Annotated in this window: 27 protein-coding genes, 3 tRNA genes and 1 pseudogene; 18 read left to right on the forward strand and 13 right to left on the reverse strand. The window is 71.9% G+C overall.

Features of this window, described 5'->3' with window-relative positions:
- Positions 1-11: 11 nt before the first annotated feature.
- The 5 genes from ACMCNN_RS31640 to amcA all read left to right on the forward strand — a co-directional run bounded on the left by ACMCNN_RS31640 (position 12) and on the right by amcA (position 4,732).
- Positions 12-296, forward strand: a complete 285-nt coding sequence (locus ACMCNN_RS31640; protein ID WP_412747351.1) for a sterol carrier family protein — start codon at positions 12-14, stop codon at positions 294-296.
- 86 nt (positions 297-382) lie between these two features.
- Positions 383-1,990: an amidophosphoribosyltransferase gene (gene purF, locus ACMCNN_RS31645; protein ID WP_412744096.1), complete on the forward strand. Its 1,608-nt coding sequence runs from the start codon at positions 383-385 to the stop codon at positions 1,988-1,990.
- An 87-nt stretch (positions 1,991-2,077) separates the two neighbouring features.
- Positions 2,078-3,220, forward strand: coding sequence for a phosphoribosylformylglycinamidine cyclo-ligase (gene purM, locus ACMCNN_RS31650; protein ID WP_412744097.1), 1,143 nt, complete (start codon positions 2,078-2,080; stop codon positions 3,218-3,220).
- A 212-nt stretch (positions 3,221-3,432) separates the two neighbouring features.
- A complete protein-coding gene (gene amcB, locus ACMCNN_RS31655) occupies positions 3,433-4,539 on the forward strand; it encodes a cyclophane-forming radical SAM peptide maturase AmcB (RefSeq protein WP_412744098.1) in 1,107 nt (368 codons plus the stop codon).
- Entirely contained in the window at positions 4,505-4,732 is a 228-nt protein-coding gene (amcA, locus tag ACMCNN_RS31660) for a multiple cyclophane-containing RiPP AmcA (protein WP_412744099.1), read from the forward strand. Before amcB ends, amcA begins: the two co-directional genes overlap by 35 nt.
- Before the next feature lie 131 nt (positions 4,733-4,863).
- On the opposite strand, the gene ACMCNN_RS31665 is transcribed toward amcA, so the two are convergent.
- Positions 4,864-5,079 (reverse strand): DUF3073 domain-containing protein, encoded by a 216-nt coding sequence (locus tag ACMCNN_RS31665; RefSeq protein ID WP_412744100.1) that lies wholly within the window; start codon positions 5,077-5,079, stop codon positions 4,864-4,866.
- 181 nt (positions 5,080-5,260) lie between these two features.
- Positions 5,261-6,340 carry a Glu/Leu/Phe/Val family dehydrogenase gene (locus ACMCNN_RS31670; protein ID WP_412744101.1) on the reverse strand — a complete coding sequence of 360 codons (1,080 nt, stop codon included), beginning with the start codon at positions 6,338-6,340 and terminating at the stop codon, positions 5,261-5,263.
- Between the two features lie 149 nt (positions 6,341-6,489).
- Between ACMCNN_RS31670 and ACMCNN_RS31675 the strand changes: the two genes are divergently transcribed.
- Both ACMCNN_RS31675 and ACMCNN_RS31680 read left to right on the forward strand, forming a co-directional pair.
- A complete protein-coding gene (locus tag ACMCNN_RS31675; RefSeq protein ID WP_412744102.1) occupies positions 6,490-7,329 on the forward strand; it encodes a hypothetical protein in 840 nt (279 codons plus the stop codon).
- Positions 7,330-7,631: 302 nt separating this feature from the next.
- Positions 7,632-7,841: a BldC family transcriptional regulator gene (locus tag ACMCNN_RS31680; protein ID WP_014687221.1), complete on the forward strand. Its 210-nt coding sequence runs from the start codon at positions 7,632-7,634 to the stop codon at positions 7,839-7,841.
- Between the two features lie 76 nt (positions 7,842-7,917).
- On the opposite strand, the gene ACMCNN_RS31685 is transcribed toward ACMCNN_RS31680, so the two are convergent.
- Complete coding sequence (locus ACMCNN_RS31685) at positions 7,918-8,289, reverse strand: PPOX class F420-dependent oxidoreductase (RefSeq protein WP_412744103.1); 372 nt, start codon at positions 8,287-8,289, stop codon at positions 7,918-7,920.
- A 19-nt stretch (positions 8,290-8,308) separates the two neighbouring features.
- On the opposite strand from ACMCNN_RS31685, the gene ACMCNN_RS31690 reads away from it, so the two are divergent.
- The 4 genes from ACMCNN_RS31690 to ACMCNN_RS31705 are packed head-to-tail and all read left to right on the forward strand — an operon-like array spanning position 8,309 to position 11,232.
- Positions 8,309-9,085, forward strand: a complete 777-nt coding sequence (locus ACMCNN_RS31690; RefSeq protein WP_412744104.1) for a class I SAM-dependent methyltransferase — start codon at positions 8,309-8,311, stop codon at positions 9,083-9,085.
- A complete protein-coding gene (locus ACMCNN_RS31695) occupies positions 9,082-9,318 on the forward strand; it encodes an RNA 2'-phosphotransferase (protein ID WP_412744105.1) in 237 nt (78 codons plus the stop codon). Before ACMCNN_RS31690 ends, ACMCNN_RS31695 begins: the two co-directional genes overlap by 4 nt.
- A 49-nt stretch (positions 9,319-9,367) precedes the next feature.
- Complete coding sequence (locus ACMCNN_RS31700) at positions 9,368-9,931, forward strand: hypothetical protein (protein WP_412744106.1); 564 nt, start codon at positions 9,368-9,370, stop codon at positions 9,929-9,931.
- Positions 9,928-11,232 carry a PrsW family intramembrane metalloprotease gene (locus tag ACMCNN_RS31705; protein WP_412744107.1) on the forward strand — a complete coding sequence of 435 codons (1,305 nt, stop codon included), beginning with the start codon at positions 9,928-9,930 and terminating at the stop codon, positions 11,230-11,232. The genes ACMCNN_RS31700 and ACMCNN_RS31705 overlap by 4 nt, the downstream gene beginning before the upstream one ends.
- A 108-nt stretch (positions 11,233-11,340) precedes the next feature.
- Here the strand turns inward: ACMCNN_RS31705 and ACMCNN_RS31710 are convergent, their stop codons facing one another.
- On the reverse strand, positions 11,341-11,589 hold the full coding sequence (locus ACMCNN_RS31710; RefSeq protein ID WP_412744108.1) for a hypothetical protein: 249 nt from the start codon (positions 11,587-11,589) through the stop codon (positions 11,341-11,343).
- 129 nt (positions 11,590-11,718) lie between these two features.
- On the opposite strand from ACMCNN_RS31710, the gene ACMCNN_RS31715 reads away from it, so the two are divergent.
- Together ACMCNN_RS31715 and ACMCNN_RS31720 are read left to right on the forward strand one after the other, a co-directional pair.
- On the forward strand, positions 11,719-12,135 hold the full coding sequence (locus ACMCNN_RS31715; protein ID WP_412744109.1) for a hotdog fold thioesterase: 417 nt from the start codon (positions 11,719-11,721) through the stop codon (positions 12,133-12,135).
- Positions 12,136-12,185: 50 nt separating this feature from the next.
- On the forward strand, positions 12,186-12,578 hold the full coding sequence (locus ACMCNN_RS31720) for a hypothetical protein (RefSeq protein ID WP_412744110.1): 393 nt from the start codon (positions 12,186-12,188) through the stop codon (positions 12,576-12,578).
- 6 nt (positions 12,579-12,584) lie between these two features.
- On the opposite strand, the gene ACMCNN_RS31725 is transcribed toward ACMCNN_RS31720, so the two are convergent.
- Positions 12,585-12,902, reverse strand: coding sequence for a hypothetical protein (locus ACMCNN_RS31725; protein ID WP_412744111.1), 318 nt, complete (start codon positions 12,900-12,902; stop codon positions 12,585-12,587).
- Positions 12,903-13,098: 196 nt separating this feature from the next.
- Between ACMCNN_RS31725 and ACMCNN_RS31730 the strand changes: the two genes are divergently transcribed.
- Positions 13,099-13,509, forward strand: a complete 411-nt coding sequence (locus ACMCNN_RS31730; protein WP_412744112.1) for a hypothetical protein — start codon at positions 13,099-13,101, stop codon at positions 13,507-13,509.
- Here ACMCNN_RS31730 and ACMCNN_RS31735 read toward each other — a convergent pair.
- Positions 13,456-13,764 carry a hypothetical protein gene (locus tag ACMCNN_RS31735; protein WP_412744113.1) on the reverse strand — a complete coding sequence of 103 codons (309 nt, stop codon included), beginning with the start codon at positions 13,762-13,764 and terminating at the stop codon, positions 13,456-13,458. The two genes, ACMCNN_RS31730 and ACMCNN_RS31735, sit on opposite strands and share 54 nt — an antisense overlap.
- Before the next feature lie 563 nt (positions 13,765-14,327).
- Between ACMCNN_RS31735 and ACMCNN_RS31740 the strand changes: the two are divergent.
- Positions 14,328-14,549, forward strand: a pseudogene (locus tag ACMCNN_RS31740) (fibronectin type III domain-containing protein); the annotation flags it as partial.
- A gap of 1,732 nt (positions 14,550-16,281) precedes the next feature.
- Here the strand turns inward: ACMCNN_RS31740 and ACMCNN_RS31745 are convergent.
- The 7 genes from ACMCNN_RS31745 to ACMCNN_RS31775 form a co-directional block, all read right to left on the reverse strand.
- A tRNA-Phe gene (locus tag ACMCNN_RS31745) sits at positions 16,282-16,355 on the reverse strand.
- Positions 16,356-16,365: 10 nt separating this feature from the next.
- Positions 16,366-16,442, reverse strand: a tRNA-Asp gene (locus ACMCNN_RS31750).
- A 38-nt stretch (positions 16,443-16,480) separates the two neighbouring features.
- Positions 16,481-16,553, reverse strand: a tRNA-Glu gene (locus ACMCNN_RS31755).
- A gap of 134 nt (positions 16,554-16,687) precedes the next feature.
- Positions 16,688-17,839 carry a MerR family transcriptional regulator gene (locus ACMCNN_RS31760; RefSeq protein ID WP_412744114.1) on the reverse strand — a complete coding sequence of 384 codons (1,152 nt, stop codon included), beginning with the start codon at positions 17,837-17,839 and terminating at the stop codon, positions 16,688-16,690.
- Complete coding sequence (gene idi, locus ACMCNN_RS31765; RefSeq protein ID WP_412744115.1) at positions 17,829-18,395, reverse strand: isopentenyl-diphosphate Delta-isomerase; 567 nt, start codon at positions 18,393-18,395, stop codon at positions 17,829-17,831. The genes ACMCNN_RS31760 and idi overlap by 11 nt, the downstream gene beginning before the upstream one ends.
- A gap of 34 nt (positions 18,396-18,429) precedes the next feature.
- Positions 18,430-19,914 (reverse strand): phytoene desaturase family protein, encoded by a 1,485-nt coding sequence (gene crtI / locus ACMCNN_RS31770; RefSeq protein ID WP_412744116.1) that lies wholly within the window; start codon positions 19,912-19,914, stop codon positions 18,430-18,432.
- A 33-nt stretch (positions 19,915-19,947) separates the two neighbouring features.
- On the reverse strand, positions 19,948-21,069 hold the full coding sequence (locus ACMCNN_RS31775; RefSeq protein WP_412744117.1) for a polyprenyl synthetase family protein: 1,122 nt from the start codon (positions 21,067-21,069) through the stop codon (positions 19,948-19,950).
- Between the two features lie 94 nt (positions 21,070-21,163).
- Here ACMCNN_RS31775 and ACMCNN_RS31780 point away from each other — a divergent pair, with 94 nt between their 5' ends.
- The 3 genes from ACMCNN_RS31780 (at position 21,164) to ACMCNN_RS31790 (ending at position 25,074) form a co-directional block, all read left to right on the forward strand.
- A complete protein-coding gene (locus tag ACMCNN_RS31780) occupies positions 21,164-22,057 on the forward strand; it encodes a phytoene/squalene synthase family protein (RefSeq protein ID WP_412744118.1) in 894 nt (297 codons plus the stop codon).
- A gap of 1 nt (position 22,058) precedes the next feature.
- On the forward strand, positions 22,059-23,426 hold the full coding sequence (locus ACMCNN_RS31785; RefSeq protein ID WP_412744119.1) for a cryptochrome/photolyase family protein: 1,368 nt from the start codon (positions 22,059-22,061) through the stop codon (positions 23,424-23,426).
- A 283-nt stretch (positions 23,427-23,709) separates the two neighbouring features.
- Positions 23,710-25,074: a dihydrolipoyl dehydrogenase family protein gene (locus tag ACMCNN_RS31790; RefSeq protein WP_412744120.1), complete on the forward strand. Its 1,365-nt coding sequence runs from the start codon at positions 23,710-23,712 to the stop codon at positions 25,072-25,074.
- Positions 25,075-25,324 lie beyond the last annotated feature (250 nt).

The raw sequence follows: 25,324 nt of genomic DNA on the forward strand, positions 1-25,324 counted from the left end.
CCGACCGAACGATGCTGCGTGACGCGGTCCGGCAGACCCTTGCGGACCTTGCGCGCCGTGCCCCCGGCCGATCGGTGGAGGTGCGCGTTCCACCGTTCGGTGCGATTCAATGCGTCGAGGGTCCGCGGCATACCCGCGGCACACCGCCCAATGTGGTCGAAACCGATCCGGCGACCTGGGTGCTGCTGGCCGCGGGGCGGTTGGCCTGGGCGGACGCGGTGGCGGCCGGACGCGTCGCCGCCAGCGGGACCCGTACCGACCTGTCGGGCCTCCTGCCGCTGGTGGATGGCGACTGAGGCCCGGTAGTGTCCGGCCGCCTCGCGTACACTGGTCCGTCGGAACTGACCCGCGAGTCGAGCAGACCACGTGAGGGAGCGAGCAGGTGCCCCGAGGCGACGGCCGGTTGACCGACGATCTCGACCCACAGGAGCACGGTCCCCGGGATGCCTGCGGCGTCTTCGGTGTCTGGGCCCCGGAGGAAGAGGTCGCGAAACTCACCTATTTCGGGCTTTTTGCACTACAGCACCGCGGCCAGGAGGCGGCGGGCATTGCGGTGAGTGACGGTTCAGGGGTCGTGGTGTACAAGGACCTCGGCCTGGTCTCCCAGGTCTTCGACGAGCCCACCCTGGCCAGCCTGCGCGGGCACCTCGCGATCGGGCACACCCGCTACTCGACCACCGGCGGATCCAACTGGGAGAACGCCCAGCCGACCATCCGCGCCACCACGGCCGGCACGACCATCGCCCTGGCGCACAACGGCAACCTGGTCAACACCGCCGAGCTCGCCCGCGAGATCGCCGAGCGCGGCCTGGAGAACGACCGCCTGGCCACCTCCGACACCGCGCTGGTCACCACGCTGCTGGCCGCCCGCCCCGACCTGTCGGTCGAGGCCGCGGCCCTGGAGGTGCTGCCCCGGCTGCGCGGCGCGTTCAGCTTCGTCTTCATGGACGAGAGCACCCTGTACGCCGCCCGCGACGCCCAGGGCGTCCGCCCGCTGGTGCTGGGCCGGATGGAACGGGGCTGGGTGGTCGCCAGCGAGACCGCCGCCCTCGACATAGTCGGCGCCAGCTTCGTCCGCGAGGTCGAGCCGGGCGAGATGATCGCGGTCGACGAGCACGGCCTGCGCTCCAGCCGGTTCGCCGCGCCGGAGCCGAAGGGCTGCCTGTTCGAGTACGTCTACCTGGCCCGCCCGGACACCACGATCGCGGGCCGCAACATGTACTCGGCCCGGGTGGAGATCGGCCGCCGGCTGGCCAAGGAGCACCCGGTCGAGGCCGACCTGGTGATCCCCGTCCCGGAGTCGGGCACCCCGGCTGCAATCGGGTACGCCGAGGCGTCCGGCATCCCGTACAGCGCGGGCCTGACCAAGAACGCGTACGTGGGGCGTACCTTCATACAGCCGTCGCAGACCATCCGCCAGCTGGGCATCCGGCTCAAGCTGAACCCGCTGCGCGAGGTGGTGCGGGGCAAGCGCCTCGTCGTGGTCGACGACTCGATCGTGCGGGGCAACACCCAGCGCGCCCTGGTCCGGATGCTGCGCGAGGCGGGCGCGGTCGAGGTGCACGTACGCATCTCCTCGCCGCCCGTGCAGTGGCCCTGCTTCTACGGCATCGACTTCGCCACCCGGGCCGAGCTGATCGCCAACGGCCTGGAGATCGACGGCATCCGCCGCTCGATCGGCTCGGACTCCCTGGGCTACGTCTCCCTGGACGGCCTGGTCGCCGCGACCGAGCAGCCGAAGACCCGGCTCTGCATGGCCTGTTTCGACGGCCAGTATCCGATCGAGCTGCCGGCCGGCGACCTGATCGGCAAGCATCTGCTCGAGGGCGTCGGCCGCCGCGCCTCGATGCCGTCGGCCTCACCGGAGGCAGCCACCGCGGCGGTGGCGGAGCTGGAGGCCGAGTATGAAAATGCCGAGCACTCCGACGAGAATCGGGGGGCACCCCTCGTCGCCAGTCCGGGCGGCGGGGACGCGCTGAACCGTCCCTGACCGGGAACCCACCGCAGTACACAGACGTCGTAAGAACCGGCAGCACCGGCAAAGTAACCGCGCACCACGCGCACAAAGGGGAGAACCGTGACGCACGTGTCCGAGCGCAACAGCGCCGGTGCCGAAGGCGCCGACCGCCAGCCCTGGACGGCGGGTGCGGGCCGCGCCCCGCGAAAGCGGACGGTCACGTACGCGGACGCCGGGGTGTCGATCCACGCCGGTGACCGCGCGGTCGAGCTGCTCAAGACCAAGGTCAAGAAGACCACCCGCCCGGAGGTGATGGGCGACCTGGGTGGCTTCGCGGGCCTGTTCCGGCTGAACGCCGGCAAGTACCGCAGCCCGATCCTGGCGTCGTCGACCGACGGGGTCGGCACGAAGCTGGTCATCGCGCAGCAGCTCGACATCCACGACACGATCGGCATCGACCTCGTCGCCATGGTCGTCGACGACCTGGTGGCCTGCGGCGCCGAGCCGCTGTTCCTGCTCGACTACATCGCCTGTGGCGAGGTCGTTCCGGACCGGGTCGCCGAGATCGGCGCCGGCATCGCCGACGGCTGCCGCTATGCGGGCTGCGCCCTGCTGGGCGGCGAGACGGCCGAGCACCCCGGCGTGATGCGCCCGGACGAGTACGACGTCTCCGCCACCGGCGTCGGCGTCGTGGAGGAGAGCGAGATCCTCGGCCGGGAGAAGGTAGAGATCGGCGACGCGGTGATCGCGATGCGCTCGTCCGGCCTGCACTCCAACGGATATTCGCTGGTCCGGCACGTGCTGCTGGGCGCGGGCCGGATGCGGCTCGACACCGTGGTGGACGACTTCGGCGGGCAGCGGACCCTCGGCGAGGAGCTGCTGACCCCCACCAAGATCTACGCCAAGGACTGCCTGGGCCTCATCGAGGAGACGGACGTCCGGGCGTTCGCGCACGTCACGGGCGGCGGCATCCCGGGCAACCTGGTCCGGATCCTGCCGGACCACGTCGACGCGGTGGTCGACCGGGCCACCTGGCGCCCGCAGTCGATCTTCGACCTGATCCAGGCCAAGGGCCGGATCGACGACGCGGAGATGGAGGCCACGTTCAACATGGGCGTGGGCATGTTCGCGATCGTCTCGGCCGAGGACGCGGATCGGGCGATGGCGTACCTGACCGGCCGTGGCGTCGAGGCGTGGCAGGTCGGCGAGGTTGTCGAGGGCACCGGTCAGGTGCAGATGATGGGCCAGCACACGCGCGGGTGAGTTTCTGCGCGATGGGTGTGCAATGATCCGCGCGTGTCGATCGGTCGGCGCGCGCGGATCGTCGTTTCGGTAACACGGTGTCACGGCAGGCGGAGGGGTGGGCCCACTCGGGTAGACGGCGGGACTTAGCCTGACCCGAGTCGACGACGTTGGCGGACGGAGGTGGACGGGTGGCCGTTTCGCGGCCTCGACACGGAGGCCCCTTCAACGGCATGCGCGGCATCTCGGCCGTGCCCACCTACGTCGTCATGCAGCCCACCACGCTCTGCAATCTCGACTGTTCCTACTGTTACCTACCGTTCCGCGCCGACGATCGGCGCATGCCGGTGGCCGTCGCCGAAGCGGTCGCCGAGGCGGTCGAACCCTGGGCCCGGACGGGACGTTTCTCGGTCGTGTGGCACGGTGGCGAGCCCTTGGCGGCCGGTCGCGAGCACCTCGCCGCGTTGCTGGCGCCGTTCGGCCCGGCGGTGGAGCATCACGTGCAGACCAACGCCACCCTGATCGACGACGCGTGGTGCGAGTTCTTCGCCGAGCACGGCATCCGGGTCAGCGTGAGTGTGGACGGCCCCAGGGAACGCAATGGTGACCGGGTCAACCGTGGCGGACGTCCCGCGTACGACCGGATCGTGGCGGGGATCGAGGCGCTGCGCCGGCACGGCATCCCGTTCTCGGCCCTGTGCGTGGTTTCCCGCCCCGAGCCGGGCCTGGCCGCGGAGCTGTACACGTACTTCCTCGACCTGGGCTGTGACGTGCTCGGGATCAACGTCGAGGAGCTGGAGGGCGTCAACACCAGAGCCAACCGGCATCCCGCCGAGGCGGTGACCGGCTTCTGGGCCGAACTCGTGGCCGCGTGGCGCCGCGACCCGCGGATCCACGTACGCGAGATCGAATGGTCATTGCGCTATGTGGCGTCGGTGCTGGACGGTACCGCGGACGACGTGCTGCCGCGCCGCCTGGACCCGATCCCCACGGTTGCCCACGACGGGTCGGTCGTGCTGCTCTCACCGGAGCTGGCCGGCTTCTCCGACCCCCGGTACGGCGACTTCACCAGTGGCAACGTGCTGACCACCCCGCTGGCGGAGATCCTCGCGGGTGCACTGGACACGCCCTGGATCCGGGAGTTCCTCGACGGGGTCGAGGCCTGCCGCAGCACCTGCCCCTACTTCGGGTTCTGCGGTGGCGCCCACGCGGCGAACCGCTACTTCGAGCACGGGCGCTTCGACGGCACGACGACGGACCATTGCCGCAACAGCAAGATTCGCCTACTCGAGGGAGTGCTGGACCATGCACGAGATCACGAGCCCACGGCCGCAGTCTGACCGCGGGGAGACGGATCCCGTGACGGCACGGGTGCAGGACACCCGCGCCGGGCTGGCGGCGCTGCTGCGCGAGGCGGAGGTCGCGCGGCAGCAACGGGCGGAGACCGGTACGCAGGACGGTTCCGCGGTCTGCGCGTGGAACCACTTCGAGAACATCCCGACGTTCTACAACTGGAACAACCGCCCCCGCTGACACCGCAGCAAGGCGAGCCCACGCGGGTTACCCCGCGTGGGCGTCTTGTCCTCTACCGAAAACGTCGACCCGCCTCGGCCCGCGACACACAGGAGCACGCGGAGTGCCGCGTGCTCTGCGCAGTACGAAGGTCAGCGCCGCGATGACGACCAGGAATCCCTGTCGTCGTCCGCGTCGTCCTCGTCATCGTCGTCGACGAACTCATCCGGGTCGTCGTCGAAATGATGATCGGACTTACCAGCACCCGCCAGTTCGCGCTGCAAGGCGGTGAGGTCGGTGTTCGGGGAGTGGTACTTCAACTCCCGGGCCACCTTTGTCTGCTTGGCCTTAGCACGGCCGCGCCCCATGGCTCGACCCCCTCGCACAGAATTCGGGGCAGCCCGAAGGCGGGCCCCGATGACGTCAGGCATCTCTCGTGGCTCTTACGGTACATGGACGATGCCGCCTTCGGCACCTCGGGTTCTCGGGTGACACCGCCGCGCGTCGCGCCATGTCCGGCACCTGACGCGCGGCGGTGTCAAAGGCGGGTCAGCCGAGGTAGATGGTGCGCAGCCGGCCGACCTCCGCCATGCGCCGCTCGGCCAGCCGGTCGGCCGCGACGGCGGGCGGCACGCCCTCGTCGGCGGCCAGCCGCAGGATCTGCCGCGTGGTGTCGAAGATCTTGGTGGCGCGCAGCTTGGCGCGTTCGAAGTTGAAACCCTCGATCTCGTCCGCCACCTGGATCACGCCGCCGGCGTTCACGACGTAGTCGGGGGTGTAGAGGATGCCGCGTTCCTCCAGCATCTTCTCGATGCCGGGGTGCGCCAGCTGGTTGTTCGCGGCGCCGGTGACCACCTTCGCGCGCAGCAGCGGCACGGTGTCGTCGTCCAGCGCGCCGCCCAGGGCGCACGGGGCGTACACGTCGATGTCGCCGGTGATCAGGGCGTCGGTGTCGGCCACCAGGTCGATCTGCGGGTACGTCGTACGCGCCCACTGCAGCGCGGCCTCGTTGACGTCCGTGGCGACGACCGACGCACCGTCGTCGATCAGGTGCGCGACCAGGTACCGGCCGACCTTGCCCAGGCCCGCGACGCCGACCCGGCGCCCGGCGAGGGTGGGGCTGCCCCACAGGTGTTCGGCGGCGGCCCGCATGCCCTGGAAAACGCCCCAGGCGGTGAGGATGGAGGAGTCGCCGGCGCCGCCGTGCTCGACGCTGCGGCCGGTGACGAAGCGGGTCTCGCGGGCGATGACATCCATGTCCGCGACGTACGTGCCGACGTCGCAGGCGGTGTAGTACCGGCCGCGGAGCGACTCCACGAAGCGGCCGTACGCGCGCAGCAGACCCTCGCTCTTGAGCTGGTCCGGGTCGCCCCAGATCACGGCCTTGCCGCCGCCGAGGTCCAGCCCGGCCAGGGCGTTCTTGTACGCCATCCCGCGCGACAGGCGCAGCACGTCGTTCAGGGCCTCTTCCTCCGTGGCGTACGGGTAGAAGCGGGTGCCGCCCAGCGCGGGCCCGAGCGCTGTGGAGTAGATGCCGATGATCGCCCGCAGGCCGGTGTGCCGGTCCTGGCAGAAAACGACCTGTTCGTGCCCGTCGGCGTCGCTGCCGTCGTTGATGAACACGCCCATCGCTTGCTCTCCTGATTCATTGGTGAGGGCCCTCGTGAGGCCCTGATCGGCGGGGTGTGCCGACACCGCGAGCCTAATCGGGAAATCGACAGTCGGATTCCCCCCGCGCGGGAAGTCAGCCACGGCCGATTTCATGAAAGACTCGCGCCGTGCCGTCACTGTTCGCGTCGTACCTGCGGGTTTACGAGCCCCTGACCGCCTTCGACCGCGACCGGCAGGTTTTCTGGCGCCGGTACGCGACCGAGGGCCGCGCATTGGGTCCGGTCGAGGGACCGGTCAAGCAGCGCACCGCCGTCCTGGAGGCGCTCGGCGCCGGCTGGACCCGCCTGCCCGACCTGCCCGACGAGGCGTACGTGCTGGAGTGGGAGGAATCGCTGCTGGTGTGCCCGTGGAACCTGCGGCTGCGGGTGGCCGAGGCGGCATTGAGCGCCCGCAGCGGGGTGCCGAGTGTGCTGGCCGACGCGTTCGTGCCGCCGGTGCTGGCCGGGCAGGCCAAGGCGATCGTGGAGGACTGGCGCAACGGGGCGAAGGTGCTGGAGCGCGGGGTGCCCCGGGTGCACGAGCAGATCGCGACGTGGGGTGTGCCGTTGCGCTGGTTCGTCTTCGTGGACCTGGAGGAGCGGGAGATCGCCCTGGGCGGGCGCCGCCGGGTCCTGCGGTACCGGACGGAGATCAGCAAGGCACGCCGCCGGGCCCATCGCGGGGTGTCGGTGTTGCGGAAGGCGCTGGGCGAGGCCCCGATCACCGAGGCGGTCGAGGAGGGCGCCCGGTGGCTGGAGGAGTTCCATCCGCGGTCGATCGTGGAGCTGGACTACGGCGGGCTGGTGGATCTGCTGCCCGACGAGATGCTGGCCGAGGACGACTCGCCCGGGCTGGTCGCGGCGGGGCTGTCGGCGCTGTCGCGCGGCGACGCCGACGCGGCCACCGAGGCGTACGAGAAGTTGGTGGCGCGGTGGCGCGGGGTGCAGTTGCTGGAGCGCTGCAACTGATCGACCGGCATTGTCGGCCCGATCCGGTGAATTCGGACTAACGGGCATGATCACGGCACGAGAGAGCGCTCCCAAAACGAACACTCTTCGTAATCACGGTCGCTCGAAGCGTGAGTTTCGGTCTAAACGGGACACTATCTGGCGTAGAAAACATGGATAAATCGGGCATGCTTCAACCGTCTATCTAGGGACGTTCGGCCGTTCGGCCCATGTCGGACATCGGGGACTAGCCGGACCATGAGAGACGCACCGGCCGGCGGGACCCCGGCCGATGTCTTTAGGTACCTGTGGAGGAGTAACCGATGGCATCGCGTACGCACGATCCTGAGCCGCTGTTGACCCCGGCCGAGGTGGCGTCGATGTTCCGCGTCGACCCGAAGACCGTCACCCGGTGGGCGAAGGCCGGCAAGCTCAGCGCAATCCGCACGCTGGGCGGGCACCGTCGCTACCGGGAGTCGGAGGTTCGCGCACTGCTGCAGGGGCAGATTCCCACGCAGCGACAGGGTGACTGACGCAAACAGTCGACCAAGGGACCGGAGCAAGGGGCGAGCGCTGGGGTAGGCGATCGCCCCTTCTTCGTATCCGGGATCAGGTCACCAGGACGGCGACCGTACCGTCGGTGCCCCGGCGGATCCGGCTGAACAGCAGCGTGAGCCGGCCGAACACGCCGTACTTCCGGCGGATCCCCGCCTTGACACGCTCGCGGTCGGCGTCGTCGCCGATGCGGGCCTGCGCCTCGACCGCATCGCCGCTGGGATTGCCGCGCATGTCGCAGGCCGTGACCGTCACCCGGCCGCTGTTGCGGATCCGCTTGAGCTTGCCCGAGCCGGCGACCGTCCAGAGGCCCAGCCCGGCACCGTCCGGCACCACCCACAGCGGCGTCGGCACCGCGCGGCCGTCCCGGCGAAATGTCGTGAGCAGGACGTACTTCTCGGTGGCAAGTTGCTCCAGCGTCGCCATGCGCACAAGACTAGTGACAATGGACGACCCAGCCATCGGTGATGTCTTCGGCGAGTTGCTCCGCGACGCCTACGCGGTGCGGACCGGGATCGGGCCGCGTCCCCTCGCGGGCGGCCGGATCCCCCGGCCGGTCATCGAGATCATCGAACGCGACGACGGCCTGATCAACGGAGCCCCCGCCGACCAGTATCTCGGCGAGCCCGACCAGTGGCAGCCGCACGACCACCGCGCCCTGCGCCTGGTCCGCGGCGCGGTGCTCGACATCGGCGTCGGGGCCGGGCGCATCGCCCTCGAACTGCAACGCCGGGGTACGGCGGTCACCGGGCTGGACATCTCCGCCGGGGCGATCGAGATCGCGCGGCGGCGCGGCCTGCGCGACACCGTCCGCTGCACGGTCGACGAGTACGCCCGCGCCGCCGCCCGGTACGACACGTTCCTGCTGCTGGGCAACAACCTCGGCCTGCTGGAGGGCCGGGATCGCGCCCCGGTGTTCCTCGCCGCGCTGGCCGCCCTGGCCCGGCCCGGCGCCCGGATCATCGCCCACGGCACCGACCCGTACGGCACCACCGATCCGGTGCACGTGGCGTACCACCAGCGCAATCGGGAGCGCGGGCGGCTCGGCGGCCAGCTGCGGCTGCGGCTGCGCTACCGGCTGCTGGCCACCGACTGGTTCGACTACCTGGTCTGCTCCGTCGCCGAGCTGGAGTCGCTGCTGGCGGGCACCGGCTGGCGACTGATATCGATCGATGACGCGGACCGGCCCTACTACCTTGCGATCATGGAGCTCACCGGATGACCGCGCTCACTCGCCAGCAGGTGCGCGTGAGCCGGCGCATCTCGATGCTGCTGCGGCACCGCCCCGAGCAGGCCGGCCTCACCCTCGACCCCCACGGCTGGACGCCGGTGGCGGTGCTGCGCGTGGCCGCGGGCGAGATGGCGGCCGCCGGGCACGTCTTCCACCGCACCGACAACGGCGTCTGGCTCACCGCGGTCGTCCCGCCGGGATACCTTGCCGACGATCACCCTTAAGAGATCCGTCCGTCCGGCGCCTGCCGCATTCACCCGCTAGCGTTTAGTGATGCGGAGGTTCACTCGGCATCAGCTGACGAATCTCCTCGGCGCACTGGCCGTTGTCGCCACGCTCGCGCTGCTCGCGTTCGGGTTGCCCGCGCTGGATCGCGTGCTGCCCGCCGAACGGGCCGTGCGCGCCGACCGGCCGTACGCGGTCGGGGCCGGGGTGAGCGTCGTGCCGCCGCCCGGCGCCACGGTCGACGTCACCGGGACGCGTCCCGGCGACGACCGCGGTACGGCGCTGTTCCGGCTCGGCCCGGTCCGGTACGCGATCTCCGTGCAACCGTTCGACGGCACGCTCGCCGCCGCCGCGACCCGGCTGCGCGAACGCATCACCGGCACCCCCGGCTACCAGGTGACCAGCACCCAGCTGGCGATCGCGACAGCCAGCGGACTCGCCGGACTGCAGGGCGGATACACCGCACCGGGGCGGGGCGGCCGGTACGCCGTCTTCGTCGCCGACGGGCGCACCATCGAGGTCACCGTCAGCGGCACCGAACTGGACCTCGGGTCACGGCTGCCCATGATCGACACGAGTACCCGTACGTTGAGCTATCGGGCGGCGCAGTGACCGCGCACGCCCCGGTGCAGCCCGGCGGCCTGTCGATGGCCCGGCTCGCCCGGCAGCCGGCCTGCTGGATCGTTGTGGCGCTGCTCGTCGCGGGCGGCCTGCGGATCGCGCAGATCGGCGGGCGGTTCGCGGCCGTGTTCCCGCTGGCCACGCTGACCGCGACCGCGCTGTTCGCGCTGCTGGCCGTACCGTTCTGGCTGTTCGTCACGGAGCTGGACTTCCTCGAACGCGAGCCGACCGCGCTGCTGGTGGTGGCACTCGCCTGGGGTGGTCTGGTCGCCACGGCCGTGTCCATCCCGGCCGGCGCTGCCCTGGAGGACATCGTGGCGAAGGTGATCTCGCCCGGGTTCGCCGCCGGGTGGGGCGCGGCCCTCACCGGGCCCACGGTCGAGGAGATCGCCAAGACGCTCGGCGTGGTCGCCATCGTGCTGATCGCCCGGTCGCAGATCAACAGCGTGCTCGACGGCATCGTGTACGGCGCGATCGTCGGACTCGGCTTCCAGATCGTCGAGGACATCGTGTTCGCGCTCGGGGCCGTCGCGGTGGCCGGGCGCACCGACGACGTGCAGCCCGTCGTGGCGACGTTCCTGCTGCGGGGATTTTTGTCCGGCGTGTGGAGCCACACCCTGTTCGGGGCGCTGGCCGGAGCCGGGATCGGCTACCTGGTCGTCGGCACGGACCGGTCCCGCCCGGCGCGGCTCGGGGTCGCCCTGCTGGCGGTGTTCGGAGCCTGGTGCGCGCACGTGCTGTGGAACGCGCCGATCTTCGGCGACGGCCTCGGCAACGGCGCCGCCGGGCTGCTGGCGGTGCTCCTGTTCAAGGGCCTGCCGCCGCTGCTGCTCATCCTGCTGCTGGTGCGGCGCGCGCACGACCGCGAGGCCGACTACTACACCGCCCACCTCGCCCGGCTGCGCGACCCGGGCCTGATCACCCCCGGCGAGCTCGCCGTCCTGCGTTCCGGCGGCCAGCGCACGGCCGCGCGACGGCATGCGCGATTCCGGTACGGCCGACGCGGGTCACGGGCCGTCCGCCGCCTCCAGCGCGCCCAGGCCCGGCTCGCCGTCGAGCTGAGCCGCGCCGCCCGCCGTCCGACCGTTGCGGAGCCGGGCGGCGGCGCGGTGTGGCGGTGGCGCGCCGAGGTCCGCGCCCAGCGGGCTGTGCTGAGCGGGCTCGGCATGCCCGAGGCCGTCGCGCCGCGCACCGGCCGCGACGCCCGGGTCAGGCGTGCCTGGGCCGTGGTCACGGTGGCGCTGGCCATCGTGGTCGTCTGGGCCGCGCTGACCGCCCTGGACGGCAGCTGAGCCGTCCGCGGGTCAGCGCGGTTCGATCTTCCCGGTCCGGCCCTGCTGCGGAGCACAGGCGTGATGTCCGCGACCGGTCTGCGGGGTGACCCGCCGGCTGGCGGTGGTTCAGACCGCCGGCGGCAGGCCTCCGTCGCCGTCGACCACCGTGTCCGGGGTGCCGTCCTGGTCGAGGTCGACCATGGTGATGTCGACCTTGCCGTCCTGGTCGGTGTCGAACTGGAACAGGTCCGGCTTGCCGTCGCCGTCGGTGTCCGACACCCAGACGTCCGTCCGGCCGTCACCATCGGTGTCGCGTGCGATCAGGTCGACGCGGTCGGAGCCGCGCGTCTCGATGATCTCCCGGGGCTCGGTCATGAACTGCCTCCTCAATCGGCTGGCTGCCTCGATACCCACCAAACGTAGGGCCGAAGCACAACGTCACCCGAGCGGGCATGTGACCGTCGTCGCGGGCCGGGCCCCGGGTCGCCGGTAACGTTCCCGGACGTGGACACAGCGGCGAACGGCATGGCCGAGCTTTTCGGCAGCGGCACCGGGGCGCTCGGCGACCGGATGGGCATCGAGATCACCGAGGCCAGCCCCGAGCGGATCGTCGGCCGGATGCCGGTCGACGGCAACACCCAGCCGTACGGGCTGCTGCACGGCGGGGCGTCGTGCGTGCTGGCCGAGACGCTCGGCTCGGTCGGGGCGGCCCTGCACGGCGCGACCGTGGACCGCCCGTACGCGGTGGGCGTGGACATCAACGCCACCCACCACAAGGCGGTGCGTTCCGGCGTCGTCACGGGCGTCGCCACCCCGGTGCACCGGGGCCGGACCGCGGTCACGTACGAGATCGTCATCTCCGACGCCGACGGCGCCCGGGTCTGCACCGCCCGCCTCACCTGTCTGCTCCGGGGGGCGTGAGCAGCCGGGTTCGGGCGCGATTCTTGACGTATCCACGTACCTTTTTTCTCGTGACGGACGTACCCCAGCACGCCCTGGACGACGCGGCGCAGGTGCTGCACTGCGCGCTCAGCGGCGACAGCGATGCTGTGGTGGGCACGTTCGACGCGGTCGTGGACCGTTCCGGGGTGGTCGGGGCCTGGGACGTCGCCTGGTGCCTGGCCGCCACCATGGTGGGCCGTGACGTGGTGCGCGGCGGCGCCTGGACGCTCGACTTCCCCGGCATCGACGACGCGCGCTACGACAAGCGCTGGGTGGCGCGGTTCGTCAGCGCGTACGTGAACGGGGACGTGCCGACCAGCGAGGCGCTGTTCAGCGCGGCGATCGCCGACGGGCAACTGCCCGACTGCCTGCTCACCCTGGCCGGTTCGACCGTGGCCACGCTGCGGCACCGCGCGGCCTGAGGTTTCCTACAGATCGTCGCTGTTGCGCAGGTAGAGCGCCTTGGCGTACTGGGCCGCGGCGGCCTGGTGGTACATCGTCGCCTGGGCCATGTACCAGCCGTTGTCCGACAGGGCCTTCTTCGCCCGCGCCATCCCGGACCAGCGGATGTCCGCATCCACCTCGGGTCGCCCGCGCTCCTTGAACGCCTGCCGCATCTGCATCTTCCCCGACCGGAAGATCTCCGCGGCCTCCTCCGCCTGCTTGATGCAGGCGAAACCCTTCTCGTTCAGGGCCTCGGCCAGTGTCCAGGCCGACTGCTCGGCGGCGTTGGTGAACTTCGGCACGTCGCTCCTCCCCAACCGGTGACCGAGATCGATACTCCCTGACGGCGGCGCGGAACCGCGGTAACCGGCGCCCGCGCGCCGCGCGGAATTGCCCGAACGGTCGGGCGCGTCGATACCGATAACACCCTCATTGACCGTACGGCAGCGTTCGGCCGCTCTCGTGGCCGCGTCGCCGACGGCTCGATAGCCTGCGGTTATGGGCGAGGGCCGAGGTCGGGCGCTGCCGGCCGCCGTACTCGCATCCGGTACCGCCGTCGTGCTGGCGCTGGCCGGTGCGTGGTGGGCCCGCACCGCCCCGCGGGAACCGGCGTCCACCCCGCCGGGCGGCGGAGGTCTCGTGACGCTGCAGCTCGACGACGGCGCGGTCGTCTCGTACGACGGTGGGCGCACCGCCATCACCGATCCGGCGAAGCAGCTCGTCCTGCTGCAGCGGCTGGTCGACGCGCAGTGGCCGTGCCGGGTGCCGCGGCGGGCGCCGTTCCCGCGTACCGGTGGCATGGGCGGTCCCGACCGCCGGGTGCTGGTGCCTGACGGCGCGCCCGGGGTCGTCCGGTTACCGCGGTGCGCCGGGCTGGGCGGGGCCGCCACCTTCGGCCCGGCCCGGTAGCGGGGGCTGCGTACCGCCGCTGTCCCTGCTGATGGTCGGGGCCAGGGCGGACCGCAGCCGCGCGACGAGGCGATCCAGGACGCCGCGGTGGCGCGCCTTGCGCAGGACGAGGGCAGCCGCAATGAAGACCGATACGGCGATCCGCTGATCCGCCCCCAGGTGTTTGGCCGCCATGCAGGCCAGCACGCCGACGAGGAGGATCAGGCACTCCAGCCGCCAGGCAGTCAGCAGGGCCAGAACGAGACGACGGATCATGAACCGCACTCCAGCACACCGGCGGTGGTGGCCGGACCAGCCGATCGGCTCAAACGCCTCGTCGCGGCCCGCTGCATTCTGGAACTGAGCTTGAGGTGGCTTGGCGGCCGCGTTGAGGTTCGCTGCCGATCCCCTCTTCAACGGCGACCGACTGGGCTGCCGACGAGGGAAGAAGAGGGAACATGGGCGCACGACTCCTGGCCGGAACTGGGGCTGCTGTCGCGGCCGCGGCGCTGGGCCTGACGGGGACGCCGGCATTCGCGGCGGACGTGCCCCCGGCGCTGTCGGCTCCGCAGGGCGTGACGGTGGCGCGGGCCGCTGACGATGTCAACAAGATCGTGATGTCGTGGCAGCCTGTCGCGGGGGCGGACTTCTACCGCATCGACACCATCACGGGCTCGACCGAGACGGTCACCTTCGTACCGGGCGGCACCACCAGCTACACCGTCACCGCGAGCGGCCCGTGCGTCTCGTACAAGATGCGCGTCGCCTCCGAGGGCGCGAACGGCCCCGGCGAGTACAGCGACTTCGCCGTCGCCGGGACGCTGGCCCCCTCCGGGATCATGGGGGCGGTCCCCGGCCGCACCGGCGCCGACGGCAGCACCGGCACCATCAGCTGGAACAAGCCGGTCTGGGAGGGCGAGTCGCCGCTGACCGGATACCGCATGCAGCTGATCCGGTACTCCGACAGCGTCGTCCTGCAGGACACGGTCACCACCGCGACGAGTCACCAGTTCCCGAACCTCGACCCGACCCGCACCTACCTGGTCCAGGTCACTCCGCTGAACCAGTACGGCAGCTGCTCCGCCGTCATGGGCAAGTCGCTCATCGACAAGTACAAGCCTGCCGACCCGACGGGAGTGGTCGCCGTCCGTCGCCCGAACTCGTCGCTGGTGGACGTGAGCTGGCAGGCCCCCACCGCGGGCCCGGCCCCCGACTACACCCTGATCAACTACGGGGTGGACAAGCCCAACGCCGGTTCGCTGAAGGTCAAGGCCGGACTCACCTCCGGCACGGTCACCCTGGCGCTGGGTAAGAACTGGATCATCGACGTGCGGCCGTACAACGTGAACGGCAGCGGCACCACGACGCTCACCGTGACCGACCCGACCGCGCCGGTGATCCCGGCGCCGGTTGTCACGCCGCCGACGCCCGAGACGACCCCGCCGACCATCACCGCGGCGCTCACCCGGGCGGCCGACCGTAACGGCTGGCACAACGGCCCCGTGTCGGTGATCTTCACCTGCGTGGACGCCCAGTCCGGCGTCGACAGCTGCACCTCGCCCGTCACCGTGAAGGCGGATGGCGCCGACCAGGTCGTCACGGGCACCGTGCGGGACCGGGCGGGCAACGCGGCCACCACGAGCGTGCGGGTCAGCATGGACCGGACGGCGCCGACGTACGCCGCATCGGTCGACGGCGTCAAGAACGCCGCCGGGTGGTACCGGACCGCTCCGACCGTCTCGTTCACCTGCGCCGACGCCGCTTCCGGTGTGGCCGCGTGCCCCGCGCCCGTTCAGCCCGGCACCGACGGCGCCGACCTGAGCGTCACGGGCACCGTGGCGGACAACGCCGGCAACACCACGGCTGCCGCGGTCACCGGCCTGAACATCGACACCGTGGCCCCCGCGGTGCAGGTGAAGGGCATCAACAGCAGCACCTACACGCTGGACGCGATGCCGAGCGTCTCCTGCGACACCGTCGACGGCGTCTCCGGAGTGGCGAAGTCGGCCTCCCTCAGCGGGGCCCGCGACAGCCGGGGCCGGTACACGGCCACCTGCTCGGGCGGCACCGACGTGGCGGGCAACGCCGCGGCGCCCGTCTCCGTCAGCTACACCGTCGCGCCGACCGTGTCGAGCCTGACCGCTCTGACGCAGCGTTACCTGGCCGCCAACAACGCCACCAACGGCCTGGAGCAGGACCTGACCAACAAGATCAGCCACGGCCAGTACGACCTGTTCATTAGCAAGGTGCAGAAGGAGCCGAAGGCCAACAAGCCCGGCCTCACCGCCGCGCAGGCCGACGAGCTGGTCTACTGGGCGCGCCTGGCCTGAGCCTGACCGAATAACCCACACAAGCCGAGCCGGACCCGTCAGGGGTCCGGCTCGGCCCTTTTCCGTGGTGGGGCCCGTACCGAGCCGCGCGCCCTGTTCGTGGCGGCCGATCATGCTCTCTCCGAGGCGAAGACGGGCCGGCCGTAGTCGCGTCGTACTCACCTCCGACGGCCCGGCCGAAGCCACGGGGGTGGCGCGTCGCTGACGCACCACGACGGCTGACTGGAGCACGCGCGTGGCGGATCTCGCGACGACCGGCTGTCCGCGCTCCGATCCTCGGGCGCCGGGTCCATACCCACCTGATGCGTACGACGACTGCGGCTCTCGTCGAAAGGGTGGTGGAGCTTCTGCATCGGCCCGTCGCCGCGCCGCCGTGAGCAAGCGGCGTGATGGGGCCGGGGCCGGTAGGTCAAACGCAAAGCGCCGACCGGCGTTTCCGCTGGTCGGCGCTTTGGCGCAAAGGTGGCCAGGGGCGGGGTCGAACCGCCGACCTTCCGATTTTCAGTCGGACGCTCGTACCAACTGAGCTACCTGGCCGTGATGGCACTGGCGGTCCTGACGGGACTTGAACCCGCGACCTCCGCCTTGACAGGGCGGCGAGCACTCCGACTGCTCCACAGGACCTTGCTGCACTGCTGAACTACCCGACCGAGGTCGGTCCGTACCCCCAACGGGATTCGAACCCGTGCTACCGCCTTGAAAGGGCGGCGTCCTAGGCCACTAGACGATGAGGGCAACTCCGCCATCATTGCATACCTGCAATCCCGGCGGCGTGGGCCCTAACCGGCCCCGCTTGAGGCTTCGAAAGCATACGTGATGGCCCTGGCGGTCTCCAAACCGGTATCCCCGTCGCCGTGGCGCCCGGGCGATCAGCACCAACGGAGATCAATCCGATGCCGTGCCGGGTCGGCCGCCGCCGTCACCGCCGCGACGGCCTCCGGAAGGCTGTCGAGTACAGGCACCCCCTCCGGCATCGCGGCCCGATCCCAGCCCGGTCCGGCGGCGGCCACCAGCAGGGGGCGGTGGGGAGCGTCGAGCAGTCCGCGCAGTTGTCCGGGAGCCGCGGTTTGCCGCTGCTGCGACCAGAGCACCACCGCGGTCGGCCCGGTCCGCGCCACGGCCTCGTCCAGCGCCCGCTGCGGGACCCGGGCGCCGAGCGACCGGCACGGCACGCCCTGTTCGGCGAGTGCCGCGGCGAGCGCCTCCAGCGGCAGCGTGTGCTGCTCCTCGTCGGCGGCGGCCAGCAGGATGCGGGCGGGTGCGCCGGGTGACGGGCGGGGCACCGCGCCGAGCACCTCGGTCACGCAACGCGAGACCACGTGCTCCACCTCGATGAAGCGCTGCGTCGCGGCGTACCGCTCGCCGATGCCGACCAGCACCGGCACGATCACCTCATGCCAGGTCGCCACCACGCCGTGGTCGGCGACGTTCGCCTCCAGCAGATCGCGTACGGAAGCGGCGTCGAGCCGTGCGGCGGCGCGCGCCACGCCGCGGGCGGCCGGTCCGGCCCGGGCGTTCGCGACGGTCGGGCCACCGCCGCGCCGGGGCGCTTGAGCGTCGGTCGGCACGGCGCCGGTGGGCACGGCGCGGCCTTGTGCCGATGGCACGGTGCGGTCTGGTGCCGATGGCGCGGCGTGGCCTTGTGCCGATGGCACGGCGTGGCCTTGTGCCGATGGCGCGGCGCGGTCTGGTGCCGATGGCACGGCGTGGCCTTGTGCCGATGGCGCGGCGCGGTCTGGTGCCGATGGCGCGGCGCGGTTTTGTGCCGATCGCGCGGCGGCGTCCATCGGTACGACCCCTTGCCGCGCCCAGCTGGCAGCCTCGGCGGGCGTGACGCCCCGGGCGGTGAGTCGCCGCATCACCTCCAGGCGGTCCATGTCCTCAGCGGTGTAGCGCCGGTGCTGGCCGGGGCTGTGCTGACTGGGACCCAGCCCGTACCGCTGGTGCCAGGTGCGCAGTGTGGTGACGGCGACGCCGAGCCGTCGGGCGGCGGCCCCGGCGGTGAGCGCCTCATCGACCACCCGCGGACTCCTCGCCGGGATCCAGATACCGCACCAGACACTCCGTGACCCCCGCGAGCCACGGTGCGTACGAGTCGGGATCCGTCGCCAGCGCGGCGCGCAGCTCCGCCGGCTCCACCCACCGGATCGCCGCGACCTCGCCGGGGTCGGGGCGGGGCACCCGTGCGGTGGGCAGGTCACCGACGAGGACGTGGTCGTACTCGTGCTCGACGCGTCCGGTGACCGGGTCCTGCGCGCGGTAGGCATACACGCCGGCTTGGGTGAGCGCCACACCGTCGACGCCGACCTCCTCCATGAGCCGGCGCCCGGCCGATGCGGCCAGGTCCTCGCCGGGCGCGGGATGCCCGCAACAGGTGTTGGCCCAGCGCAGCGGGAACCGGGTCTTGGCGGCCGCCCGCTGCTGGAGCAGCACCCGGCCGTCGGGGTCGCGCAGGAAGATCGAGAACGCCCGGTGCAGCCGGCCGGGGGCCAGATGGGCCTGCTCGACCGTGGCCGACCCGACCGGAGTGCCGTCCGCATCGACCAGTTCGACGAGGTGGTCCTCGCGGGACGTCATGCCGAACCTCCCGACCGGTCGTCGTCGCGTCGGGTCATCGCGTCCCTCCGGTGACCCGTGCGGCGGCGAGCTTGCCCGAGATCAGCACCATCGGCACCCCGACGCCGGGTTGGGTGCCGGAGCCGGTGAACACGACGTTGGGCACCGTCGGGTGCAGGTTGCCGGGCCGGAACGGGCCGGTCTGCCGGAACGTGTGCGCGGCAGCGAACGGCGTGCCCGCGGCCATGCCCTGCTCCGCCCAGTCTGCCGGAGTGATGACCCGTTCGACCTCGACTCCGGCGCGGAAGCCCTGGTAGCCACGCTGTTCGAGCACGTCGACCAGTTCGTCGGCATACCGCTGGCCGAGACCGCCGCGCCAGTCCAGCGGCGCCGTGTCGAGGTTCGGGGTGGGCGCCAGCACGTAGTAGCTGTGCCGCCCGGCGGGCGCGACCGACGGGTCGGTGCGGCTCGGGTTCGTGACCAGCAGGGACGGGTCGCTCATCAGCAGCCCGTGACGGATCACCTCGTCGAAGGTCCTCCGCCAGGCCGTACCGAAATGGATGTTGTGATGTGCGGCCCTGGTGTAGGCCTGCCGTGATCCGACGTGCAGCACCACGCAGGACGGTGAGTAGCGCAGGCGGCGCGGGCGGCGGCTGGGCGGCAGCAGCTCCCGCCAGGCGACCGGCAGGTCGGGGTTGAGCACGACCACGTCGGCCGGAATGCGCTGGCCGTCCGCGGTGTGCACCCCGGTGGCGCGGCCGTGCCGGATCTCGACCCGGGTCACGGTCGTGTCGTACCGGATGTCCACGCCGTGCTTCTCGGCGGCGCCCGCCAGCGCCTTCGGCACGGCGTGCATGCCGCCGCGCGGGTGGTAGACGCCGGCGACCGCGTCCAGGTACGCGATGACGGCGTACAGCGCGAGCGCGTCGTGCGGCGCCAGGCCCGCGTACATGGCCTGGAACGAGAAGATCCGCCGGGTACGGGGATCCCGGAAGAACTCGTTGATCTTCGGCTGGAGTCGCCGGAACCCGCCCATGGCCAGCAGCCTCAACAGGTTGAGGTGCACCAGGTCGACGGGGCTGTCGAGGTTACGGTCGATGAAGTGGTCGCGTTCGAGCAGCCACAGCCGTCGGGCGAACTCGACGAAGCGCAGGTATCCGTCAGCCTCGCGCGGCCCGCACACCCGCGAGATCTCGGCGGCCATCCGCACCGTGTCGGTGCGTACGTCCAATGTCGAGCCGTCCGGATAGTACGCCCGGTAGGCCGGGTCGAGCCGGGTCAGTTCCAGCCAGTCGCCGAGGCTCTCCCCGACGGCCGCCAGCGGCTCGGCGATCAGCTCCGGCATGGTGAGCACGGTGGGCCCGGTGTCGAACTCGTACCCGCCGACCGAGAGCCGCCCGGCCCGACCGCCCGGTGCCGACTCGCGCTCGACGACGGTCACCTGCCGCCCCGCCCCGGCCAGATGCAGGGCGCAGGCGAGCCCGCCCAGCCCGGCTCCCACCACCACCACCCGATCGGTGGGTCCTGTCACGGTGCGCACGTCAGCGCCTCCCCACGGTGTGCGAGGGCCTCATCATGACGGCCGGTCGGTGGCGGTCACGGCCAGGCCGGTCAGGGCGGCTCGCGCGTCCGGGTGGATGGGCGCGTCCGCCAGCGCGGCGACTCCCTCGGCGACCCGGTGCCGGATGAGACCCTCGACGCGCGCGACCGCCCCGGTCGCGGCGATCACCCGGGCGAGCCGGTCCACTTCGGCGGCGTCCCGCGCGGGGCCGTGGCTCCGGTCGAGTGCGGCGCGCTGGGCGGGGGAGGCGAGCTGACGGGCGAGCATGAGCAGGACGGTGGGCTTGCCCGTACGCAGGTCGTCACCGGCCGGCTTGCCGGTGACCGCGGGGTCGCCGTACACCCCGAGCAGGTCGTCGCGAAGCTGGAACGCTTCACCGACCGCCACCCCGAACCGGTGGTACGCCTCCGATGTCGCGTCGGCCCCGGCCGGACCCGCGAGCGCCAGGCCGAACTGCAGTGGATGGCGCACCGTGTACCCAGCCGTCTTGTGCCGGGCGACGCGCAGCGCCCGCTCGACGGACCAGTTCTGCGGCTCGGCCTCCCCGAGCACGTCCAGATACTGACCGGCGACCGCCTCGGCGCGCATCCGGTCGTAGCAGGCGCGGGCGGCCAGCAGCGTGGCGGGAGCCAGCGGGGCATCTGCGAGCAGCTGGTCGGCCCAGATGAGCAGCAGGTCACCGACGAGGACGGCGGAGCTCCGGCCGAAGTGGACCGGATCGCCGCGGCGCCCGGCCCTCTCGTGCTGGACCGCGAAGACCCGATGCACCGTGGGGTGTCCCCGCCGGGTCGCCGAGTCGTCCATCACATCGTCGTGCACGAGCGCGAACGCATGCATCAACTCCAGCGCAGCGAGGGCGGGCAGCACCGCCTCGGCGGGCTCGGCCGGCCCCACCGCTCCCCGCCAGCCCCAGTACGCGAAGGTCGGCCGCAGGCGCTTGCCGCCCGCGAGCACCAGGTCGCGGGCCGTGCGGGCGAATCCGCCCAGCGCCGGATCGAGCCCGTCGAGCCCGGCGATCCGGCCGGCGAGGAAGTCGGCGAGCGTCCCCTCCACCGCGCCGATCACGTCGTGACGGCGGACGGCCTGGTGGGGCGCGGTCCGGCGCGGAAGTCCGGTGAGGATGTCATGGGCCACGGGAAGAGAGTACGCTGACTCCCGCAGTTGCGTCGATCCGTGCGTCGATTCGTGACCGAAACGCGCGAGAGAACCGCCATGGAGGGAGGCCCGCATGGACCTGGCCGACGCCTACGACCGGTGCCGTGAGCTGCATCGGCGCCACGGCCGGACGTACTATCTGGCCACCCGGATGCTGCCCGCGTGGAAACGCCGCCACGTCCACGCGCTGTACGGTTTCACCCGGTTCGCCGACGAGATCGTGGACCGTACCGAGGCGCTGCCCCCGGCCGAGCGCGCCGCTCGCCTCACCGCCTGGTCCGACCGCTTCCTCGCCGGGCTGCGCGGCGAGCCCGTCGAGGACCCGCTGCTCCCCGCGGTGCTGCACACGATCGCCGTCTTCGACCTCGACCGCGACGACTTCGCGGTCTTCCTGCGCAGCATGGCGATGGACCTCACGGTCACCTCGTACGCCACCTACGACGACCTGCTGGGCTACATGGAGGGCTCCGCCGCGGCCATCGGCACGATGATGCTGCCGATCCTCGGCTCGACCGATCCGGCCGCGGCCCGCGAGCCAGCCCGCCAGCTGGGCCTGGCGTTCCAGCTCACCAACTTCATCCGGGACGTCGCCGAGGATCTCGACCGCGGCCGCACCTACCTACCCGACACCCACCTGGCCGAACACGGCGTGACCCGCGACGACCTGCGCGCCGCCCGCGCCGCCGGGCAGGCCACCCCCGCGATCAAGGCCCTGATCCGGGCGGAGTGCCGCCGCGCCCGCGATCACTACGCGGCTGCCGCTCCCGGCATCCCCCTGCTGGCGCCGACCTCCCAGGCCTGTCTCCGCACGGCGTTCCGCCTCTACGCCGGCATCCTCGACGAGGTCGCCGCCGCCGATCACGACGTCTTCGCCCGCCGCGCGACGGTGCCCCACCGCCGCCGGGCATCGGTCGCGCTGCAATGCCTGCTCACCCGCCCCGGCGCCCCCGTGGCGGCGGTGGCCTGACATGCGCACCGCGATCGTCCTGCTCACCCGTGACCTGCGCGTGCGTGACCATCCTGCGCTGGCCGCGACCTGCGCGAACGCCGACCGCGTCGTGCCGTTGTTCGTGCTCGACCCGAGGCTGCAGGCGATCTCCGCCAACCGGACACGGTTCCTGCACCAGGCGCTCATCGATCTGCGGCAGACCCTGCGCGGTCGCGGCGGCGACCTGGTCGTCCGGCACGGCGACCCGGTCGCCGAGACCATCCGCGTGGCCCGGGCCGTCGCGGCCGAGGGCGTCGCGATCACCGCCGACATCAGCGGGTACGCCCGCAGCCGCGAGCACCGCCTGGCGCAGGAATGCACCCGGCACCGCATCGCGATGCGCACGTTCCCGGGTGTCACCGTCGTCGAGCCGGGCGCCATCCGCCCTGCCGGTGGCGGTGACCACTACCGCGTCTTCTCCCCGTACCACCGTGCCTGGCAGGCGGCGTCCTGGCGCGGCGAGGTGGCCGCTCCCCGCGCGATCCGGCTGCCCGAGGGGCTCGACCCGGGCGAGTTGCCCCCGGCCCCGCCCGCCGAGTCGCCGGACGCCGTACCCGGCGGCGAGACCGCCGGACTTCGTCGCATGCGCGCCTGGCTGACCGGCGGCGACGGCCGCAGTTCCGGGGTATCCGAGCGCATCCCCGGATACGCCGACCACCACGACGATCTCGCGGCGGACGAGACTTCCCGCCTCAGCCCGTACCTGCGCTTCGGGTGTGTATCGCCGCTCACCCTGGCGAACGCGGCGCGCGCCCTCGACGGGCCCGGCCCCGACGCCTTCGTCCGCCAGCTCTGCTGGCGGGACTTCTACCACCAGGTGGCGCACGCCTTTCCCCGGCTCGCGACCGACGCCTACCGAGCCCCGGCCGAGCCCAGCTGGCGCCGCGACGCGGACGCCCTGCGCCACTGGCAGGACGGCCGGACGGGAGTGCCCGTGGTGGACGCTGGCATGCGGCAATTGCGTGCCGAGGGCTGGATGCACAACCGTGCCCGGCTGATCACCTCCGCCCACCTGACGAAACATCTCGGCCTGGACTGGCGCGACGGAGTTCGCTGGTACTTCCGATGGCTGCTCGACGGCGACATCGCCAACAACGCCGGCAACTGGCAGTGGGTGGCCGGCACCGGCAACGACACGCGGCCGTACCGCCGGTTCAACCCGATCCGGCAGGCGCACCGCTTCGACCCGGAGGGCGCGTACGTCCGGCGCTACCTCCCGGAACTCGCAGCCGTTCCCGGCGGCGCCGTACACGAGCCATGGCGCTTGCCCGGCCCAATGCGCCGCGATCTGGACTATCCGCCGCCGTTGGAGTCGCCGGGCGAAGAGCCGACGTGGCTGCGGGCGTGACGGGATGGACGGTCAGCAACGGGCTCGTCAGCGGACCCCACTCAGGTGCGCCGCGGCCCGCGCTGCCCGGGGATGACTCCACGGGCAGCGCGAGCGCGGTCGCGGCCATGAGGTTGGCGGACACCAGCCCTGCCCGCCATCGCCCCCTCACGGCCGCACCTCGGTGTGACCTCTTCCGCGGGGTTGAGAATCGGCCACCCGCCGGGGCAGTCAAGGATTTCCCCGCGAAAATGTCCGGCGACGTTCCCCGGTGGTCGCGGGCAGCGGTGCCAGGCTGATGCCCATGGGCGAAGCGCAGCATGTGGACGCGGTCGTTGTCGGCCTCGGGGTCGGCGGTGAGGAGGTCGCCGGTCGCCTGGCCGAGGCCGGCCTGTCCGTGGTCGGGATCGAGCACGCGCTGGTCGGCGGCGAATGCCCGTACTGGGGCTGCATACCGACCAAGATGATGATCCGGGCCGGCAACGCTCTGGCCGAGGCGCGCCGCATCCCCGGCCTGGCCGGTGCCTCGACCGTGCAACCGGACTGGGCCCCGGTCGCCCGCCGCATCCGGGCGGAGGCCACCGACAGCTGGGATGACAAGGTCGCGGTGGACCGCTTCACCGGCAAGGGCGGCCGCTTCGTGCGTGGCCGGGCCACGATCGTCGGTCCCGGCCGCGTCCGCGTCGACGATCAGGAGTACGTCGCCACCCGCGCCCTGGTCCTCGCGACCGGTACGGCGCCGGTGGTGCCTCCGATCGAGGGGCTGGCCGGTACACCGTTCTGGACCAACCGGGAGGCTGTCGAGGCGGAGCGCCTGCCCGGGACCCTCCTGGTGCTCGGCGGCGGTGCTATCGGCCTCGAACTGTCCCAGGTGATGGCCCGTTTCGGGGTCGCCGTCACGGTCATCGAGGGCAGCGACCGCGTCCTCGCCATGGAGGAGCCGGAGTCCTCCGAGGTGGCCGCCCGGGCCTTGACCCGCGACGGGACAACCATCCTGACCGGGGTGCGCGCGCAGCGGGTGGCGCACTCGGCGGACGGCTTCGCCCTGACGCTGAGCGACGGCCGCACGGTCACCGGTGAGCAGTTGCTGGTCGCGACCGGTCGAACCGCCCGCCTCGGCGACCTGGGCATCGATTCCATCGGGCTCGACCCGACCGCGCGCCACCTCGTGACCGACGACCGCATGCGGGTCACCGACAAGGTGTGGGCGGTCGGTGACGTCACCGGCAACGGAGCGTTCACCCACATGGCCATGTACGAGGGGGACGTCGCGGTCCGTGACATCCTCGGTCAGGGCGGTCCGGCCGCGGACTACCGCGCGCGCCCCCGAGTGACCTTCACCGACCCGGAGATCGGTGCGGTGGGCTTGACCGAGCGGCAGGCCCGCGACGCGGGCATCGACGTACGGATCGGCCACACCTCCCTGCAGTCCTCGTCGCGCGGGTTCGTCCACGGGCCGGGCAATGACGGCTTCATCAAGCTGGTGGCCGACGGCGCTCGGGGCGTTCTCGTCGGTGCGACCTCGGCGGGTCCGGCCGGTGGCGAAGTGCTCGGTGCGCTGTCCGTCGCGGTTCATGCCGAAGTCCCGCTGGCGACCCTGCGCAGCACGATCTGGGCGTACCCCACGTTCCACCGGGCGATCGGCGACGCGGTACGCGCGCTCGAGTGACCAGACAACTGTGCTGACCTGGGCATTCGATGAACCTTGGGGGGCCGATTTGGTGCCCCGGATACGACCGGGTAATGTTCTCTCTCGGCAGGGGAACGGACGAGCCAGCGGCTAGACCGCGGCGGCCGGCCTGCCAAGCCCAACGACTTCGAGTGCGTGGCAACGCTGCGCGCCCGGACAGGCGGGCGTACTGGGGCAGACAGGAACCAACCGGGAGAATCCGGTTGACAGGGACTGAAAGACCCAGTAA

It is taken from the genome of Krasilnikovia sp. MM14-A1004 (genome assembly GCF_047159485.1).
Taxonomy (GTDB): Bacteria; Actinomycetota; Actinomycetes; order Mycobacteriales; family Micromonosporaceae; genus Actinoplanes.

Excerpts from the sequence above, each read along its gene's own strand:
- ACMCNN_RS31640 (WP_412747351.1), top strand. The coding sequence starts at position 12 with ATGCTGCGTGACGCGGTCCGGCAGACCCTTGCGGACCTTGCGCGCCGT.
- amcB (WP_412744098.1), top strand. The coding sequence starts at position 3,433 with ATGCGCGGCATCTCGGCCGTGCCCACCTACGTCGTCATGCAGCCCACC.
- amcA (WP_412744099.1), top strand. The coding sequence starts at position 4,505 with ATGCACGAGATCACGAGCCCACGGCCGCAGTCTGACCGCGGGGAGACG.
- ACMCNN_RS31665 (WP_412744100.1), bottom strand. The coding sequence starts at position 5,079 with ATGGGGCGCGGCCGTGCTAAGGCCAAGCAGACAAAGGTGGCCCGGGAG.
- ACMCNN_RS31670 (WP_412744101.1), bottom strand. The coding sequence starts at position 6,340 with ATGGGCGTGTTCATCAACGACGGCAGCGACGCCGACGGGCACGAACAG.
- ACMCNN_RS31680 (WP_014687221.1), top strand. The coding sequence starts at position 7,632 with ATGGCATCGCGTACGCACGATCCTGAGCCGCTGTTGACCCCGGCCGAG.
- ACMCNN_RS31685 (WP_412744103.1), bottom strand. The coding sequence starts at position 8,289 with ATGGCGACGCTGGAGCAACTTGCCACCGAGAAGTACGTCCTGCTCACG.
- ACMCNN_RS31690 (WP_412744104.1), top strand. The coding sequence starts at position 8,309 with ATGGACGACCCAGCCATCGGTGATGTCTTCGGCGAGTTGCTCCGCGAC.
- ACMCNN_RS31695 (WP_412744105.1), top strand. The coding sequence starts at position 9,082 with ATGACCGCGCTCACTCGCCAGCAGGTGCGCGTGAGCCGGCGCATCTCG.
- ACMCNN_RS31700 (WP_412744106.1), top strand. The coding sequence starts at position 9,368 with ATGCGGAGGTTCACTCGGCATCAGCTGACGAATCTCCTCGGCGCACTG.
- ACMCNN_RS31710 (WP_412744108.1), bottom strand. The coding sequence starts at position 11,589 with ATGACCGAGCCCCGGGAGATCATCGAGACGCGCGGCTCCGACCGCGTC.
- ACMCNN_RS31730 (WP_412744112.1), top strand. The coding sequence starts at position 13,099 with ATGGGCGAGGGCCGAGGTCGGGCGCTGCCGGCCGCCGTACTCGCATCC.
- ACMCNN_RS31735 (WP_412744113.1), bottom strand. The coding sequence starts at position 13,764 with ATGATCCGTCGTCTCGTTCTGGCCCTGCTGACTGCCTGGCGGCTGGAG.
- idi (WP_412744115.1), bottom strand. The coding sequence starts at position 18,395 with ATGACGTCCCGCGAGGACCACCTCGTCGAACTGGTCGATGCGGACGGC.
- ACMCNN_RS31780 (WP_412744118.1), top strand. The coding sequence starts at position 21,164 with ATGGACCTGGCCGACGCCTACGACCGGTGCCGTGAGCTGCATCGGCGC.
- ACMCNN_RS31785 (WP_412744119.1), top strand. The coding sequence starts at position 22,059 with ATGCGCACCGCGATCGTCCTGCTCACCCGTGACCTGCGCGTGCGTGAC.
- ACMCNN_RS31790 (WP_412744120.1), top strand. The coding sequence starts at position 23,710 with ATGGGCGAAGCGCAGCATGTGGACGCGGTCGTTGTCGGCCTCGGGGTC.